The organism is Nostoc sp. DedQUE05, assembly GCF_034530955.1.
Classification (GTDB): domain Bacteria; phylum Cyanobacteriota; class Cyanobacteriia; order Cyanobacteriales; family Nostocaceae; genus Nostoc.
Map to the genome: position 1 here is coordinate 138317 of NZ_JAVRCB010000005.1, position 16254 is coordinate 154570.

The following is a 16254-nucleotide window of genomic DNA, read 5'->3' on the forward strand; positions in this document are numbered from 1 at the left end:
GTTCTTTGTCATTTGCTAAGGACTAATGACCAATGACAAATGACAAATGACCAATGACAAATGACAATTTATGATTGACCAAGAACAAGTTCACAAAGTAGCCAATCTTGCTCGTTTAGAATTGACTCCAGAAGAAGAGGAACAATTCACTACTCAGTTGGGAAGTATTCTGGACTATATCGAACAATTGAATGAACTTGATGTCAGTAATGTACTGCCAACAACACGCGCAATTGATGTCAGCAACATCACACGAGAGGATGAATTGCAACCCTATCCTGACCGGGAAAGTATTCTCAACAGTGCGCCCGAACAGGAAGGGGAATTTTTCAAAGTACCAAAAATCCTCAATGCTGAATAGAATGGCACTAAGAAAAGCTGAAAGCTCGTCAGGGCAAGGTTGCAGGTTTAGGGTGTAGGAAAATATGTTCTATGTCTAAATCTGTAATCACCGTTACCGTCAAATTGTTCGCTGCTTATCAAGAAGCCTTTAGGGTTTCGGAATTAGTGCTGGAATTTCCTAATAGTATGCCAGTCAAAGCAGTATGCGATCGCCTCATAGCTGAACGCCCTGAACTCTCTCAATGGCGCGATATAACCCGTTTTGGGATTAATTTGATATTTGTCGAACCAGATACCTTACTACAAGATGGAGATGAGGTTGTGTTGATTCCACCAGTCAGCGGCGGTTAGGAGTAGAGACGCGATTAACCCTTGTCTGTACAAGAGTTAGGAGCGATCGATTAAAGATTCAAAACTTTTAACTCATAACTATTTAAAGAGAATTGGTCTGAGCAGTTAGCTTTATTAAGTTATTTAACTCTTGTTGCATTTGACTAACAACTAATTCATAACATTCATTGACATAATGGCGATCGCTAGCTGCTTGACGACCGTAGCGTTCAAATACAATTGGCGGACAAACCCGCGTATACATGGGCACTGGTAATGGGATATTGGGCAACGGGCCAATTGCTAATCCCCAAGGCAGTCCGAGATAGATTGGAAAAACTTCTGGGTCGATACCTAATAGCCAAGGCATTCCCCATTCGTGGAGTTGCCGCGCAACTTTGTAGCAGTCAGCGATAACAATAAGTGTATCGTGAGCGCCCCAAGAAATCACAGGCACAATCGGCACATTTTCCCGTAACGCTAACTTGATAAATCCTTGTCGCCCAGCTAAGTAGATTTTATTACGTAAATAATTCGGTCGGAAGATATCTTCGGCTCCACCGGGATAAACTAGCAGACTCGCTCCAGAGCGTAAGGCAGCGTAAGCCATTTTTGGATGAGCAATGATTGCTCCAGCCTTGGCGACTAATTGCGCTAGTGGTGGGCTAACCTGCCAAACTTTGGGATGCATCAAACCATAAACTGGTTTTTCTACACCAAATCTTCGGAACCAGTCGTACATCATCATCACCATATCTGGGGCTGCGAGTCCACCATTGTGCGAACCAACAAACAAAACTTTTTGCTGGGGTGGAATATTCTCCCAGCCACTAGTTTGAACTTGGAAATAGTACCGATAGAAAAAGCCAACTAGGGGCATCAGAGATTCTATGAACTTTGGATCTCGCTCATCCAAAGACCAACCGAGTTTTTTGTTTAATAAATGTTGCTTTTTTGACATTGAGGCATTCTAACAGCATTGGCAAAGTTCAAACAATCCCTTGTTTAGATATAACTCAATACGGATAGGTTAAGATTAAAACTTTGTATTAAAGTCAACATAGACGCATAGAGGTTGATTTTACTTAACGTAAGTTCGATGAACCTCTCCCGGACAACCTCTCTCTCCCACGGGGAAAGGGAGGAGCAACGAGAAATTAGGGTTTTGGAAAGGTCAAAAAAGGCTTGTCGAACTCACGTTTACTTAATTGCGATCGCTTAATCATTAGATATTTGGTGAAATTAAATATTGCATTATCCATAACCCTTGTAGAGACGTACCAGTGCTACGTCTCTACATTCTTTTTCACTTATATTTTTATACCAAATCGCGACGATTAATTTGGTGATGTCTATGGAGTAGTTGTTGGTTTTGAACGCTGCTGGTAAAAACCTACAACTTTTTGAAGATATGTAGCAGTAAATCCACTGTTGCAGCCTGTATAGTTGCCAGTCATCCACCAACAACCGACGCCACGCACAGCAGCAATTTCATTATTACTGTTGGCGAGAAATTGCTTGTTAAACTCACGGCGCGTGATGCAAGATACAACTTGGCGTGCTTTGGCGGGACTATTTTCAAACTGCGTTGGTGTTAGTTCTTGTTTAAGACAATATTTCGACCAGCCTTTTAAGGTTTCTGGTTTAACTTGCCATTCACTGTAAAGTCCATCATTTGCGGTGCCGGTCTGCGGTGCAGCTAGTCGTAGCGCCTCTACCATTGCCGCGACTTGGGCATCAGAAACCTTTTGTTGTGCTTGAGCTAACAATGATGACAGTCCAAAGCTGACAATCACTCCGCTAAATAGTAATGCTATCCGGTTTCTCCTCATGATTTTGGACTTATTTTTAGATACCAATATGTAGGATACTACGTTTTTACACTTAGCAATTATCAAAGATTAGGTGAATTGGGCATTGGGCATTGGGCATTGGGCATTGGGCATTGGGGATTGGGTATTGAGCATTGGGTATGAAGAAGAGACAAAGGTAGACAAGTCAGAGGGGGAAGACTTGGGAGAGACTTGTTCAATAATTCCTCCTTGTCCCCCTGCTCCAACTCATAACTCATAACTCCCCTGCTCCCCTGCTTCATTCCCCAAATTGTTAAGCTGGGTTCCAAGTGCCGTGGAAGCTGTGGGGAATGACGCTAGGTAATCCTAGTTTGCAAACTGGTTCTGCATCCAGGCGATCGCTATCAAATACCCAAACTTCACTACTATGAGTATTAGCATCGTATACAACAGTTAGCACCCAGCCTTGCTCGGAGTTTTGGACATCTTGGGCATAGATGGGTTCTGAAGGATAGCAGTTTTCTCCTAAGTCTGCTTCCGTGAGGGTTTCAGTTTTGTAGTCAAAACGGGCGATCGCACTGAACAATTCTTTGTCTATATCCCCTCTTTGGGGCATTAATGATACATAAGTATAGCGCCAAGGTTGTCCAACTTGCGATCGCTGTACTACAGGAAATTCACACTTGCGGTTGACAACTTCCTGCATTTCTATAACTTTACCAGTTTGGGGATTGAGGCGAACTTGCCACAATGTTCCTCTAGTAACTGTGTGCGTCTCACCACTTGCAAATTCTCTGAGATATTCATTAGTTTGGTGAAAATCTGCATATCGCACCATGTCTAGAACCACGGAACCGTCTTTATCTTCACAACCATTGCCAAAATGCCAATTGAACCAAGGATCGGTTTCGCCACGACTAACTAAGGATAAATTTTCGCGATCGAAGATTAACACCTGGGTTCCTAATTGAGGTTCCCACAACAGAGATTCACTAAAGGTAGTCACACCTAGCAAAAGTGACAGCATTTTCATCCGCATCGGTGGCATAAAAAACACCAGATACCTTTGAGTTAAAACAAAATCATGCATTATCGAGTAGCGATCTAGCTTAAAAGCAGTTTTTTGGATAATTTTGCCAGTAGCATCGCTTTTGTAGAGATTCAGTTGTACGGAACTGCCGATACTGATTCCAAAGTTAAAAATCTCGCCTGTTTGGAAATCGCGCTTGTAATGAGCAGAATAAGGTAATCCGTTATCCAAAGCGCCTAAATCATCCAATCCCTTCGTTTCTAAAGTTTGCAAATCAAGGGCATAAGGATTGGTTGCTTCCCATAAAGCCAACAATTTATCAGGTAAAGCCAACACTGAGGTATTTGCTGCATTCTTGATCTGTTGCCCCCAGCGCTTCCAGATGGGCCCAGGCGGATGCATCCCATAGACACCATAAAGAAACCTATCTGCTTGAGTTTCAGCTTGATATTCTGCTGTTTGCACATAGCGATAGACTCCGCTAGCTCCTGCATCTGTGAAATGGATGCCGAGAATTGCCCCATCTCCATCAAACCAGTGTCCAACGCGATTACCACCGCGTTCTAGCCGTGCGGGGCCATTGCGGTAAAGAGTGCCACGCAAGCCATCTGGAATTTTACCAGAAATAATTGACAGTTGAGTAAGGGGAAATTCTTTTGCTGGTTCTGCGATCGCACCAGCCCAAGATTTATTTATTGACTTTTTAGCGATAGTCTGCATATTAAAATCTTGCCTGAATTGATGTAGATGGATGTATTCTGACATTGTTACAATTTTTGGCGTTGCAGAGAAAGCGGGATGATTTAGCAACTTACAAAATTCCTCCCCTGCCTTCTCTGCTGGTTATATACGAGGGTGGTGTCATCAACGAATTTTTCAAGGATTTCGCCTAACCTGTCCAAACAGATAACACGATAGTCTGAGCGATCGCGCATAATGGAAAGCATTTTCAGTATTGCTTGGCTCTTGCTAGAACCAACCAGGGAACCCAAGAACATAAATGACAATGGTGCTAAGTCGTCTGGTAGTTGAATATCTACCTGCAAAAGGTGTGAGGAGCAATTCAATACGGTCATTGCCAGATCAATTTTTAATACCAGTTTTTTACTGGTTGTACCAGACTAATTTTATCCCTGGCGATGTCTGCGGTGACAAGCTACGGAATATTGAACGCGGCCGATCAAATCTTTAGCGTAACTTTCGGAATAACTGCTTATTTCACCCCTATTAGCAGGTCGTAAATTAGATAACTTCATAATAACTAGCTTGTTTGACATCTATTGTCAGGTTATTAAGATGTTAGGTAAATTTTTGAATAACTGCTTATTTCACACCTATTGTCAGGCTATTAAAATGTTAAGAAGAAAGTTAAATAAAGTGGGATTTAAAAAGTGGGATAAGTGGGATAACTGGGATAAGTGGGATAAGTAGGATCTTTTCTAAAAACTGTTGACAAGCTTTTAGATAAATTGATATTTGTAAGTACATCCAAGGCACAAATGCCTACGCACTTTTTTTTGGAGAAAATTATGACTAACGTTAATGAATTGACACAACCCAACAATCAAGAAATCATTTTGGAAGAAATTAGTGATGATCAATTAGAAGGAGTAGTGGGAGCGGGATTACTTGGCTCGTTAGGTAGAGCAGTGGGCACTCTTGTCGTAAGAGTGTTCGATGCTGCCGATGAGGTTGCAGGAACTGTTTTATCATTTGGGCCTCCTCAATAATAATTGAGTTGCCTAATCCGACGAAGTAAAGTGTAAAAAACGTAATTTATAACATCTGAGGTGAATTTGAGCGAATCAATATCATAAAACAACTCAAGGTGATTTTTGAGAAGTAAATAAAGTTAGGGAAGCAGCTAGTATAAAAATGTTAGCCTGTAAAGGTTGTAATTTTTATAAAAGTTTGTTGACCCAAAAAAGACTACAAATTCACCTTCCTTGTCGCTCAAATCATATTTAGTATAACACCAATTGTACACTCCTCATTGTTTGTTACTGTAGCCAGAAGTCAGAATAATCTGACTTCTGAATTTTCTCATGTCACTTCTGTGTTTACAAAAAACCTATTTGTGTCAAAAGTTTGAATTAAGATTGAAAATTTGAGATTTTAGCGGTTTAATGTCGTAATCAAGATATGTGATGCTGCCAACATTCGCAGTAGTTTGGCAAACATCGAACAAATGTTTTTACAGCTTTTATTGATAATTCACGTTTGTCGGATGGCAAAGACTAGACGACAATCTTTTTTGATGAAAAATTGTAATATTAAGCTTGTATATTCTAGAAACATTAGTAATAAAACTAGAAAAAATTAGAGAAATGAAAAATAAAAAATGAGAAAAGTAAGTTAGTTAGGAAAAGTAAGATATTTTTTATAATCTGTTGACAAATTATTAAATAACCTGCTATTTGTAAATACATCTCAGACACAACATGTCTGCATTCTTCTGGAGTAATTTATGACTACTATCAATCAAGTGAGTTTCAAATCCACCTGTAATCGAAAAGTTATTGTCGAGGAACTGATAGATGGCGAATTAAAAGGAATAGTGGGAGGTATTAGTATTGTTTTAGATTTTTCATCACAGATAAATGCGACTTCAACTGATGGAAATGATGCTGTTGTTCAAGACTCCAATCAGGATATTGTGAATACGAAAACTAAGCAAAGAACACGCACAAGAAGAAGATTCACACTGATAAATGGAGTTGGACAAACAATAGATTCAACAGTGACTTCAGCCATTTAGCATTCACAGTAACTCAAATTAAATTCACGGTTTATGTACCCAATTGAAGGTACGTATCCCCAACTTATTTATAAGTTGGGGATATTATTTTATGAATAATTTAAGATGTTATCTGTTACTTATACAGCAAGGATTTGTGATATAGATAGTTACTTTAAAAAAACTTATTTTTAGATACACGTTTGACTTATCCTACCTTTTTTTAATTTCAATTAATACCGATATTTGATATTTCTTAAAAGACCAATCTTTAAAAAATTTTCTACTAACTTCATCATTTCTTTATATAAAATATTTTGAAAAACCTGTATTGTTTAAACATAGTGAAATCGCAAAGTAAACCAATAACAAATTGTCGTTAAGCACATTTATTAGTGCGTTTTAACAACAAGTTTGGTAATAAAAATTGCTAGATACTTTTATTTTAAGCATCTAAATATTCTTATTAATTGGTTAATTAAAGTCAAGATTTCACTATTCCAAAATCATTTTGTACAAGGAAGGAATTTTTATGTCAGTTGTAACACTTGAACAAGAAACACTCGCAGTAATGACCGAATTAGCTGATGAAGAAATCAGTGGAATTGTCGGCGGTGGACGCGGTATAGATATCGATAACAGAACCAAAGTTGGCGTTAATGCCAAAGGTAAGAACGTACAAGTATCCAATCAAGTTGGTAACGCATCAGCAATTGGTGGAGGAGATGCTAAGGTTTATCAAAATTCAAATCAAGAGATTGATAACAGCAGAGACCGTGTGTACTTCTAGTACTAATAGGTACTAGGTTATCTCCATAGTAGGCTCATGTTGAGTTACTATTTCACTATTCCAAAACCATTTTGTACAAGGAAGGAATTTTTATGTCAGTTGTAACACTTGAACAAGAAACACTCGCAGTAATGACCGAATTAGCTGATGAAGAAATCAGTGGAATTGTCGGCGGTGGACGCGGTATAGATATCGATAACAGAACCAAAGTTGGCGTTAATGCCAAAGGTAAGAACGTACAAGTATCCAATCAAGTTGGTAACGCATCAGCAATTGGTGGAGGAGATGCTAAGGTTTATCAAAATTCAAATCAAGAGATTGATAACAGCAGAGACCGTGTGTACTTCTAGTACTAATAGGTACTAGGTTATCTCCATAGTAGGCTCATGTTGAGTTACTATTTCACTATTCCAAAACCATTTTGTACAAGGAAGGAATTTTGATGTCAGTTGTAACATTTGAACAAGAAACACTCGCAGTCATGACCGAGTTAACTGATGAAGAAATCAGTGAAATTGTCGGAGGACGCGGAGGTGTAGATATCGATACCAAGGCTAAAATTAACGTTAAAGCCAAAGGTGGAAACGTACAAGTATCCAATCAAGTTGGTGTTGCAATAGCAATTGGTGGAGGAGATGCTAAGGTTATTCAAAAATCAAATCAAGGGATTGATAATAGCAGAGACCGCGTGCGCTTCTAGTACTAATAGGTACTACGTTATCTCCATAGCACGCTCATGTTGAGTTACCACCTCAACCAAAAGTCACTTTAACAGTGTTTGTATTGCCAAAAATTTCTATATCATGATTTGTATCATCGTTACAAATCAAAACAGCACTAAGCTAGTAAGCATGAAAGCTATGCATTATTTCGTTAGGACAGTTATTAAACAGTAATCCTTTGCCAATTGCTACGAACAACTGACAAAGGACTACAAACGACCCTTACGAATAAGCTACAGACATCTTATAACATAGTGGTCTGGCTATTATTGGCATCACAACCCTTTACAACGTTACACAAACATTGGCGGGTGTAAGCCGGATAACAACGAAAGGTCAAAAGGTAAGCGACCAATCATTATTATCCTTTACTTCTTACCCACCCGTCAATGTTTTCATATAAAGATTTCAAAATCGTTACTTTAACAAAAGTTACTCTTCGTCTACGCAAAATCGCAAAATTTAAAAATAAAAAATTTGATTTTCTCAGCTTTCGACCTTTCATCAGATGGTAGGTTGATTTTTGCATCTGAATTATTAGTATGCCAAAGCAAACAAAACATATCCGCCTTCCGCTAAAGATAGAAGGTAATTTTTTATTCAATTGTCAGCCTAATACCCAATTCCTTCTGAATGCAATGCAAATTGGGATGATTTATAGTGATTAATCAAAAAAGCGACTTATTCCGCAAAGAAGCTTTAGAGCGTGCTTCTTCGCCGGAAGAACTAGATCAAATTATGCAGGTAGTCAGCCCGAAAAAGTGGCTACCTCTAGTTGCTGTTGGTTCGTTGGTGGCAGCGGGGCTGACTTGGAGTTTTTTAGGTCGAATCCCAATTACGGTGACGGGTACTGGAATAATAGTCTATCCCAGTACAATTACTTCATTCCAGTCACCGATCGCAGGTAAATTGCGAACAATCAATGTCCGGGTTGGCGACTATGTAAATAGAGGAGATGTGCTGGCGACGCTAGACCAAAGCGAACTGATGAAACAGCTACAATTAGTACGCTCTAAATTAGGGCAACTACAAACAGAAGATAGCGCTGCTAACTTAGTGCAAGGACAGCGGCAAAAGGCAGACAAAGAAGCGATTAAACAGCAACGCCAATCTTTGCAGCAAAACCTCCAGGCGGTACAGAAACTCACCCCGATTTTAAAAGAGAAAGGGCTAAATTCGATTCAACGCGATCGCGCCAATCAAACCCAAAGCTTACAAGCACTGCGGGATCTCTTACCTACCTTCAAACAGAGATTGACAAACCGCCAGCAGCTATTGAAGGAGGGAGCAATTTCTGGCGATACAGTCTTACAGTCGCAGCAAGACTACTTAAATGCTGTGACACAAATTAATGAAGCCGAATCGCAACTCAAGCAACTGGATGTCAAGGAAGCAGATGCTCAACGACAATACCTAGAGAATTTGAACTCAATTAAAGATTTGGAAGCGCAATTAAAACAACTAGATAGCAAAGAAGCGACTGCGGCGCAACAAGACTTAGAAACTGTAACCAACCGCAAAAAAGAAATCCAGGAAGTCCAGCGAAATATTGTTCAATTAGCACTGCAACTATCAAGCAACAGCTTAGTCAAGAGCAGTTACTCTGGACGAATTTTAGAAATCTCCGCAAGTCCCGGACAGGTTGTTTTACAGGGTACACCCATAGGAGCGATCGCTGCACAAAAGCGATCGGCTCAACCTGTGAGTGTGGCATTTTTTCCCGTTGGTAATGGTAAGCAAATTCAACCAGGGATGAAGTTACAAGTCACACCTAGCACAGTGCAACGCGAACGCTTTGGTGGCATCATCGGTGCTGTCACAGAAGTCTCAGCCTTTCCCGTGACTAAAGAAGGTGCATTAAGTGTAGTCGGCAATTCCGAATTCGTGGAAGCTTTGATGTCACAAGGGCCACAGATGCTAATTACTGCACGACTGCAACCAGACAATTCGACCTTCAGCGCCTACAAATGGTCTTCTTCCCAAGGGCCACAGATGAAAGTCACTTCTGGAACTACCACTTCAGTACAAGTCACTGTGGAAGAACGCGCCCCAATTACTTTTGTCCTGCCGATTCTGAGATCCTGGAGTGGCATTTCGTGATATTGGCGATAAGAGGAATGAGGAAGAAATTATTAAAAATTTTACCCAGCGAATCAACCTTGAGGCTGTACTAGAGTGCGGAAATTACTTAAATAAGAATGCCTTTTGGGGTACGGAGAAAACAATGTATCTAATTATTTGCGGAAAACACTAAAATGAATACGCGATCTACTGAAATGAGAAAGCAATATGCCTTTTTGCTTGCTGAATCTACTCAAATGAGAAAGCATTTAAGCAAAATGAGAAAGCAATATGCCTTTTTGCTTGCTAAATCTACCCAAATGAGAAAGCATTTAAGCAAAATGAGAAAGCAATATGCCTTTTTGCTTATTAGACCTCTTGCATAAGTCGAATCGACCCCCCTTAATCCCCCCTTATAAAGGGGGGAAACTTGAAGTCTTGCTCCCTCCCCAATACATACGGGGAGGGGTGATTCAAGGATTTTTGCAAGAGGTCTATTAATTTGGCTTCATCAATACAATCAAGACTTCCGAAGGGAAAAGTAGTGTAATACAGCAATTTTAGTCATGTTGAAAAATAGCTAAAAATTTATGTTTAAACGCTTAAATTAAGCCAAAATCCAAGTTTTAAAAAATATTTTTATGTTCTGGCAAAATCTGCAAAATATATTAGGGCGCTTGCCAAAAAACAAGCGGTGTCATACTCCTACTCTGCTGCAAATGGAGGTAGTAGAATGCGGCGCTGCTGCTTTGGGAATTATTCTCGGTTATTACAATCGCATTGTCCCACTCACAGAACTGAGGCAAGCGTGCGGTGTCTCGCGGGATGGAGTTAGTGCCTTAAATATCTTGAAGGCTGCCAGAAATTATCGACTCAACGCTAAAAGCTTTAAAACCAACTTAGCTGGCTTGTCGCAGTTAAAATTTCCCTACATTGTATTTTGGAACTTTAACCATTTTTTAGTAGTAGAAGGAATCACCAAACAGCGAGTTTATCTCAATGACCCTGCTACTGGACGGCGCATCGTCTCCTTGGAAGAATTCAGTGGCGCTTACACGGGTGTGGTGCTAGTTCTAGAGCCTGGTTTAGAGTTTCAACGCAAAGGACGCAAGCCTAGTACAATCTTAGCTTTGTGGTCGCGGTTGCGAGGCTCCATTGGCGCATTACTTTACTGCGTGCTGGCAGGATTTTTGTTAGTAATTCCGGGACTGGCGCTACCTGCATTTTCCCAGGTATTTGTAGACAATGTATTGATTGAGCATCGGTATGAGTGGTTACGTCCCTTAATTTTAGGCATGATCTTCACAGCCGGACTCAGTGGATTTTTGACGCTGCTACAGTTGCAGTTTTTGCGTCAAATGAAAATTAAGTTGTCCGTGGGTATGGAAAGTCGGTATCTCTGGCACATTTTACGCCTACCCATGAGTTTTTACGATCAACGGTATGCTGGGGAAATCAGTAGCCGTATGGAACTCAACGACAGCATCGCTAATATGCTTTCGGGTGAATTAGCGACTACAGCGATCGCAACAGTATCAGTATTTATATATGTAGTAGTGATGCTGCAATATGATGTTGTACTAACTTTAATTGCGATCGCCTTTGTCGCGATCAACCTTGCCGCCTTACAGTGGGTGAGACGGCGGCGCACAGATGCCAATATCAAACTCATCCAAGAACAGGGAAAAGTTCGCGGCGTAGAAATTTCTGGTCTTCAGAGTATGGAGACGCTAAAAGCATCTGGGTTAGAGTCAGATTTCTTCTCTCGCTGGGCGGGTCACTATGCCAAAGCCATCAACACCCAGCAGGAATTAGAGGAAACAAACCAGACAATAGGTGTTTTACCATCTTTTCTGTCAGCGATCGCTTCTATGCTGCTTTTAGCTGTAGGCGGTTTGCGAGTCATGGATGGAGCCTTGAGCATCGGTATGTTAATAGCTTTTCTCGGCATGATGCAAAGATTTTTCGCCCCAGTAAGTAATCTCATCAGCCTGGGAAGCGAACTCCAAGAGATGGAAGGTAATCTGACTCGCCTTGATGATGTCTTACGTAACCCCATTGACCGGCAGTTGCAGGAAAGAGGCAGGGGAGCAGGGGAGCAGGGGGGCAGGGGGGCAGGGGGAGCAGGGGAAGCAGGGGAAGCAGGGGAAGAAAATATTTCCTTGTCGTCTTTGTCTCTCTTATCTCCTTACACTCTGCCCAAACTCCAGGGGTATGTTGAATTATGCAATGTGACATTTGGCTATAGCCAAATTGCCCCGCCGTTGATTGAAAATTTTAATCTTTTGCTCCAGCCAGGGCAGCGAGTTGCCTTGGTGGGTGGGAGTGGTTCTGGTAAGTCTACTGTTGCCAAACTTTTATGTGGGCTGTACGAACCGTGGCAGGGAGAAATTCGATTCGACGGCAAACCCAGAGAGCAAATTTCTCGCCAGATACTAGCCAATTCTATTTCTGTCGTCGAGCAAGAGATTTTGTTATTTGCTGGCAGCGTCAGAGACAACTTGACGCTTTGGGATACTACCATACCTGAGAGTCATCTCGTCCGAGCTTGTCAAGACGCAGCGCTTCACGATGTCATCCTTTCACTACCTGGAGGCTATCATGCTGACCTTTTGGAAGGTGCTACTAATTTGAGTGGTGGTCAGCGACAACGGCTTGAAATTGCCCGTGCTTTGGTGAATAATCCCAGTATCCTGATTATGGATGAAGCCACCAGCGCCCTGGATGCCGAAACAGAAAAGAACGTCAGTCGTAATCTGCGGTTGCGCGGTTGCACTTGTATCATCGTGGCGCATCGACTCTCGACTATCCGAGATTGCGATGAAATTATTGTCCTCGATCGCGGCAAGATAGTCCAACGGGGAAGCCATGCACAATTGCAGCAAGTTGAAGGGCCGTATTTACAATTGATTCGTAGTGAAGAAACAGAAGAGGCGGGGGAGCAGGGGAGCAGGGGAGCAGGGGAGCAGGGGAGGCAGGGGAGCAGGGGAGCAGGGGAGCAGGGGAGGCAGGGGAGCAGGGGAGTAGGGGAAGAAATTACTTCCTTGTCTTCCTCATCCCTCTTATCGTTTGCAAATCTCAAAGGACAACACTATCGTTTTCAATGCAATGAATCGCTACTGCTAGATGACCCGGAGACAATTTGGCTAGTAAAATCTGGTTACTTGGCGCTATTTGCGATCGCAGTTAATGATGGCATTCCCGAAGGCACTCGTCGCTATTTATTTAGTAGCACAGCCGGACAGGCGATGTTTGCGATCGCACCAAGTTTAAAGGGTAAGCAGCAAGAGGTTTTAGCAGTATCGCTTGAGGAGACAGAAATTCTCAAAGTATCGAAAGCAGACTTTAACCAGTTGTTTGCTGACGCTAATAGAGAAGTAGTAACTCTGATAGAACGCTGGATTTATCAATTAGGTTCGGTACTTGCTGGGATCGCTACGCCAACGATACCAACATCGCTGCCAAAAATCCGCCAGTTCTCTTTAGTCGAAGACCAAATCTTCCAGCCGCATCAAATATCGTGGGTGCAAATTATCCAAGGGCGCGCTAGATGGATGGGGTTTGCAGAACTGCCGTTAACTTCTGCCTCTGGAATGTTGCCTTTGGCTGAAAATATCTGGTTGCAAGCAGATAACACTATGGAGTTGAAAAGTGTTAACACCGCAGACATAGAAGATATCGATTCCTTGTTAGGTGGTTTGTCCCAACTACAAACTTACTTCCTTCACTGCATTAACCTGCTGCAACGGCAAGAGATGGATGCAGAATTACTGAGATTTCAAGCCAGAGAACGTCTTGAGAGCCAAGTGATGCAAGAGACGTTAGCAGAATTAGCATCTGTATTGCCACAGCCAAAGTCAGACAGACTAAATAATATAGGATTCAGTAGTAATCTTGATGCAACTGACCCAAATCAAGCCTTACTAATTGCTGCTGGTGCTGTAGGACGAGCATTAGGAATTAAGATTCGTCCGCCAGCTGCCTCAGAAGATTCTAATCGAGTGCAAGATCCTGTAGAAGCGATCGCCCGTGCTTCGCGTATCCGCTTGCGACGAATTCAGTTGCGGGACAACTGGTGGCAAAAGGATTGCGGGGCGATGTTGGCATTTACGCTTGTCGATAAACTACCAGTGGCACTATTACCAGTGTCTGATACACATTACAAACTCTACGTTCCTGGAGAACGAACACCTATCTCTGTCGATGCCAACATAGCAGCAGCCCTAGCTAAGACTGCCTACGCATTCTATCGACCTTTACCTGATAAAAAACTGAAAACTTTTGATTTACTTCAGTTTGCCCTCCAAGGACATTACAAAGAACTAATTATAGTTTTAGTAATGGGAATTACCATCAGTCTGTTAGGAATGCTGACACCTCAAGCTACGGCTATCCTAATCGACAAAGCAATCCCAGATGCCGATCGAGGCTTGTTGAGCCAAATTGCTGTTGGTTTGGTGGCTGCTGCCTTTGGCGGAACGCTGTTTCAACTAGCCCTTGGGTTTGCCACCATTAGGCTGGAAACTTTTGCCGATTCCTCCACCCAAGCCGCAGTCTGGGATCGATTGTTAAACTTGAAGGTTTCCTTTTTTCGCTCTTACTCAGTTGGTGACTTGGATTCTAGAGTCACGGCTATTACTCAAATTCGCCAGCGACTGGGTAACACAGTCTTAAAAACAATCTTCTCCAGTTTGTTTTCCTTATTGAATCTGGGATTGTTATTTTACTACAATGTTTCCTTAGCTCTCATAGCTTGTGCAGTGGCACTGGTAAATATTGCCGTCACTATCATCTCTGGTAGTCTTATTGTCCGTAAAGTTCGCCCATTACTAGAGCTACAAGGACAAATCTTTGGCGTAATGGTGCAGTTAATTAATGGAGTTGCCAAACTCCGAATCGCCAAAGCTGAAACCCGCGCCTTTGCCTACTGGGGTAAACAGTATACGCATCAACTGAAATTAATGCTGAGTACCCAAGGCATTGAAGATAGCCTCGCCGTCATCAATCAAGTATTACCTGTGTTAACCACTGCTGCCCTCTTCTGGTTTGCTACTAGCTTAATTGGGCAATCCCAAACTCCTGGAGGTGGTTTATCCACTGGCACTTTCTTAGCATTCAACGTTGCTTTTGGCACGTTTATTAACGGAGCCACTAGCTTAAGCAGCACAGTTGTGGAAGTTTTGCAAGTTTTACCCTTGTGGCAACGGGCCCAACCAATTTTGCAAGCTGAACCGGAAATTAGTTCTGCTCAAGCAGATCCGGGTAGGTTATCGGGCAAATTAGTCGTAGATCGGGTAACTTTCCGCTATCGCGATGATGGCCCCTTGACGCTGGATAATGTCAACATTCGTGCTGAACCAGGAGAATTTATTGCCATTGTTGGGCCTTCTGGCAGCGGCAAATCAACTTTATTGAGGTTACTTTTGGGGTTTGAATTTGCCAAATCTGGCACGATTTACTACGACGGGCAAGACTTAACTTCTTTGGATGTCCATGCTGTACGCCGTCAATTGGGTGTGGTACTGCAAAATAGTCGGTTGATGTCAGCCTCTATTTTCGAGAATATTGCCAGTGGTGCTTTGGTGACGATGGACGAAGCTTGGGCAGCAGCCCAGATGGCAGGTTTTGCAGATGATCTTGCAGCAATGCCGATGCAGATGCATACAATCGTCAGTGAGGGAGGTAGTAATCTTTCTGGTGGACAACGACAACGGTTGTTGATTGCTAGGGCGTTGGTGTTGAAACCCCGGATTTTGCTATTCGATGAAGCGACTAGCGCTTTAGATAACAGAACCCAGGCAATTGTCAGTGAAAGTTTACAACAATTAAAGGTAACTAGGGTTGCGATCGCTCATCGCCTCAGTACTATTCAAAACGCTGACCGAATTTACGTACTTGCAAATGGCAAAGTAGTGCAGCAGGGTAGTTTTGTTGAACTAGCAAATCAATCAGGGCTATTTGCACAACTGATGATGCAACAGTTGCTTTAATATCATGTCCGCTTGATTGCTTATTAAACCCGAAGAACCCCACCCCGCCAAAGCTGTGCTTTGTCTCCCCTCCCGAAAAGCGGGGAGGGGCTGGGGGTGGGGTGCAATGACTGTGGAAATCATAACTAATTACCCGGACTTGATATAATATCATGTCCGCTTGATTGCTTATTAAACCCGAAGAACCCCACCCCGCCAAAGCTGTGCTTTGTCTCCCCTCCCGAAAAGCGGGGAGGGGCTGGGGGTGGGGTTCTTTTATTATGGGTAATTTGGCGGACTTGATATAACTGTGTATTGGGAAGATAGTAAATAACTGAATTAACTTCGCTCCTATTTAAGCTTGCTCTCGTAATTTTTTTGAGTAATTTATTCTTTGCAAATCTCCTACTCTGGTAAAAAATGCTGAAACTATTAAGATTAGAAGCATCTGCCTACTGAATATTCACTAATTTTTCCCAG

Annotated in this window: 14 protein-coding genes and 1 pseudogene; 11 read left to right on the plus strand and 4 right to left on the minus strand. The window is 42.0% G+C overall.

Annotated features, from left to right (window positions below):
• Positions 1-70: 70 nt before the first annotated feature.
• The gene (gene gatC, locus RMZ42_RS05660; protein ID WP_292856937.1) at positions 71-361 is read left to right on the plus strand and encodes an Asp-tRNA(Asn)/Glu-tRNA(Gln) amidotransferase subunit GatC; all 291 of its coding nucleotides are present in this window, start codon (positions 71-73) and stop codon (positions 359-361) included.
• Positions 362-432: 71 nt separating this feature from the next.
• Positions 433-693 (plus strand): MoaD/ThiS family protein, encoded by a 261-nt coding sequence (locus RMZ42_RS05665; protein WP_322670477.1) that lies wholly within the window; start codon positions 433-435, stop codon positions 691-693.
• Positions 694-775: 82 nt separating this feature from the next.
• On the opposite strand, the gene RMZ42_RS05670 is transcribed toward RMZ42_RS05665, so the two are convergent.
• From RMZ42_RS05670 to RMZ42_RS05685, 4 genes are all read right to left on the minus strand, one after another.
• Positions 776-1633, minus strand: coding sequence for a lysophospholipid acyltransferase family protein (locus RMZ42_RS05670; protein ID WP_322670478.1), 858 nt, complete (start codon positions 1631-1633; stop codon positions 776-778).
• Between the two features lie 391 nt (positions 1634-2024).
• A complete protein-coding gene (locus tag RMZ42_RS05675) occupies positions 2025-2504 on the minus strand; it encodes a hypothetical protein (protein WP_322670479.1) in 480 nt (159 codons plus the stop codon).
• A gap of 274 nt (positions 2505-2778) precedes the next feature.
• Positions 2779-4215 (minus strand): carotenoid oxygenase family protein, encoded by a 1437-nt coding sequence (locus RMZ42_RS05680; RefSeq protein WP_322670480.1) that lies wholly within the window; start codon positions 4213-4215, stop codon positions 2779-2781.
• An 83-nt stretch (positions 4216-4298) separates the two neighbouring features.
• Complete coding sequence (locus tag RMZ42_RS05685) at positions 4299-4571, minus strand: type IV secretion system DNA-binding domain-containing protein (protein WP_322670481.1); 273 nt, start codon at positions 4569-4571, stop codon at positions 4299-4301.
• Positions 4572-5024: 453 nt separating this feature from the next.
• Between RMZ42_RS05685 and RMZ42_RS05690 the strand changes: the two genes are divergently transcribed.
• The 9 genes and pseudogenes from RMZ42_RS05690 to RMZ42_RS05730 all read left to right on the plus strand — a co-directional run bounded on the left by RMZ42_RS05690 (position 5025) and on the right by RMZ42_RS05730 (position 15795).
• Positions 5025-5225 (plus strand): hypothetical protein, encoded by a 201-nt coding sequence (locus tag RMZ42_RS05690; protein WP_322670482.1) that lies wholly within the window; start codon positions 5025-5027, stop codon positions 5223-5225.
• A 737-nt stretch (positions 5226-5962) separates the two neighbouring features.
• Positions 5963-6253 carry a hypothetical protein gene (locus RMZ42_RS05695; RefSeq protein WP_322670483.1) on the plus strand — a complete coding sequence of 97 codons (291 nt, stop codon included), beginning with the start codon at positions 5963-5965 and terminating at the stop codon, positions 6251-6253.
• A gap of 511 nt (positions 6254-6764) precedes the next feature.
• Positions 6765-7022, plus strand: coding sequence for a hypothetical protein (locus RMZ42_RS05700; RefSeq protein ID WP_322670484.1), 258 nt, complete (start codon positions 6765-6767; stop codon positions 7020-7022).
• Between the two features lie 92 nt (positions 7023-7114).
• The gene (locus tag RMZ42_RS05705) at positions 7115-7372 is read left to right on the plus strand and encodes a hypothetical protein (RefSeq protein ID WP_322670484.1); all 258 of its coding nucleotides are present in this window, start codon (positions 7115-7117) and stop codon (positions 7370-7372) included.
• A 92-nt stretch (positions 7373-7464) separates the two neighbouring features.
• Complete coding sequence (locus RMZ42_RS05710) at positions 7465-7722, plus strand: hypothetical protein (protein ID WP_322670485.1); 258 nt, start codon at positions 7465-7467, stop codon at positions 7720-7722.
• A 682-nt stretch (positions 7723-8404) separates the two neighbouring features.
• Positions 8405-9844 (plus strand): NHLP bacteriocin system secretion protein, encoded by a 1440-nt coding sequence (locus RMZ42_RS05715; protein ID WP_322670486.1) that lies wholly within the window; start codon positions 8405-8407, stop codon positions 9842-9844.
• Positions 9845-9999: 155 nt separating this feature from the next.
• On the plus strand, positions 10000-10191 hold the full coding sequence (locus RMZ42_RS05720) for a hypothetical protein (protein ID WP_322670487.1): 192 nt from the start codon (positions 10000-10002) through the stop codon (positions 10189-10191).
• Positions 10192-10446: 255 nt separating this feature from the next.
• Positions 10447-12726: pseudogene (locus RMZ42_RS05725) on the plus strand (NHLP family bacteriocin export ABC transporter peptidase/permease/ATPase subunit); the annotation flags it as partial.
• Between the two features lie 123 nt (positions 12727-12849).
• Positions 12850-15795 (plus strand): NHLP bacteriocin export ABC transporter permease/ATPase subunit, encoded by a 2946-nt coding sequence (locus RMZ42_RS05730; RefSeq protein WP_322670530.1) that lies wholly within the window; start codon positions 12850-12852, stop codon positions 15793-15795.
• The last annotated feature ends 459 nt before the right edge of the window (positions 15796-16254 follow it).

Coding starts and splice junctions, on each gene's coding strand:
- gatC (WP_292856937.1), top strand. CDS start 71: ATGATTGACCAAGAACAAGTTCACAAAGTAGCCAATCTTGCTCGTTTA.
- RMZ42_RS05665 (WP_322670477.1), top strand. CDS start 433: ATGTCTAAATCTGTAATCACCGTTACCGTCAAATTGTTCGCTGCTTAT.
- RMZ42_RS05670 (WP_322670478.1), bottom strand. CDS start 1,633: ATGTCAAAAAAGCAACATTTATTAAACAAAAAACTCGGTTGGTCTTTG.
- RMZ42_RS05675 (WP_322670479.1), bottom strand. CDS start 2,504: ATGAGGAGAAACCGGATAGCATTACTATTTAGCGGAGTGATTGTCAGC.
- RMZ42_RS05680 (WP_322670480.1), bottom strand. CDS start 4,215: ATGCAGACTATCGCTAAAAAGTCAATAAATAAATCTTGGGCTGGTGCG.
- RMZ42_RS05685 (WP_322670481.1), bottom strand. CDS start 4,571: ATGACCGTATTGAATTGCTCCTCACACCTTTTGCAGGTAGATATTCAA.
- RMZ42_RS05690 (WP_322670482.1), top strand. CDS start 5,025: ATGACTAACGTTAATGAATTGACACAACCCAACAATCAAGAAATCATT.
- RMZ42_RS05695 (WP_322670483.1), top strand. CDS start 5,963: ATGACTACTATCAATCAAGTGAGTTTCAAATCCACCTGTAATCGAAAA.
- RMZ42_RS05700 (WP_322670484.1), top strand. CDS start 6,765: ATGTCAGTTGTAACACTTGAACAAGAAACACTCGCAGTAATGACCGAA.
- RMZ42_RS05705 (WP_322670484.1), top strand. CDS start 7,115: ATGTCAGTTGTAACACTTGAACAAGAAACACTCGCAGTAATGACCGAA.
- RMZ42_RS05710 (WP_322670485.1), top strand. CDS start 7,465: ATGTCAGTTGTAACATTTGAACAAGAAACACTCGCAGTCATGACCGAG.
- RMZ42_RS05720 (WP_322670487.1), top strand. CDS start 10,000: ATGAATACGCGATCTACTGAAATGAGAAAGCAATATGCCTTTTTGCTT.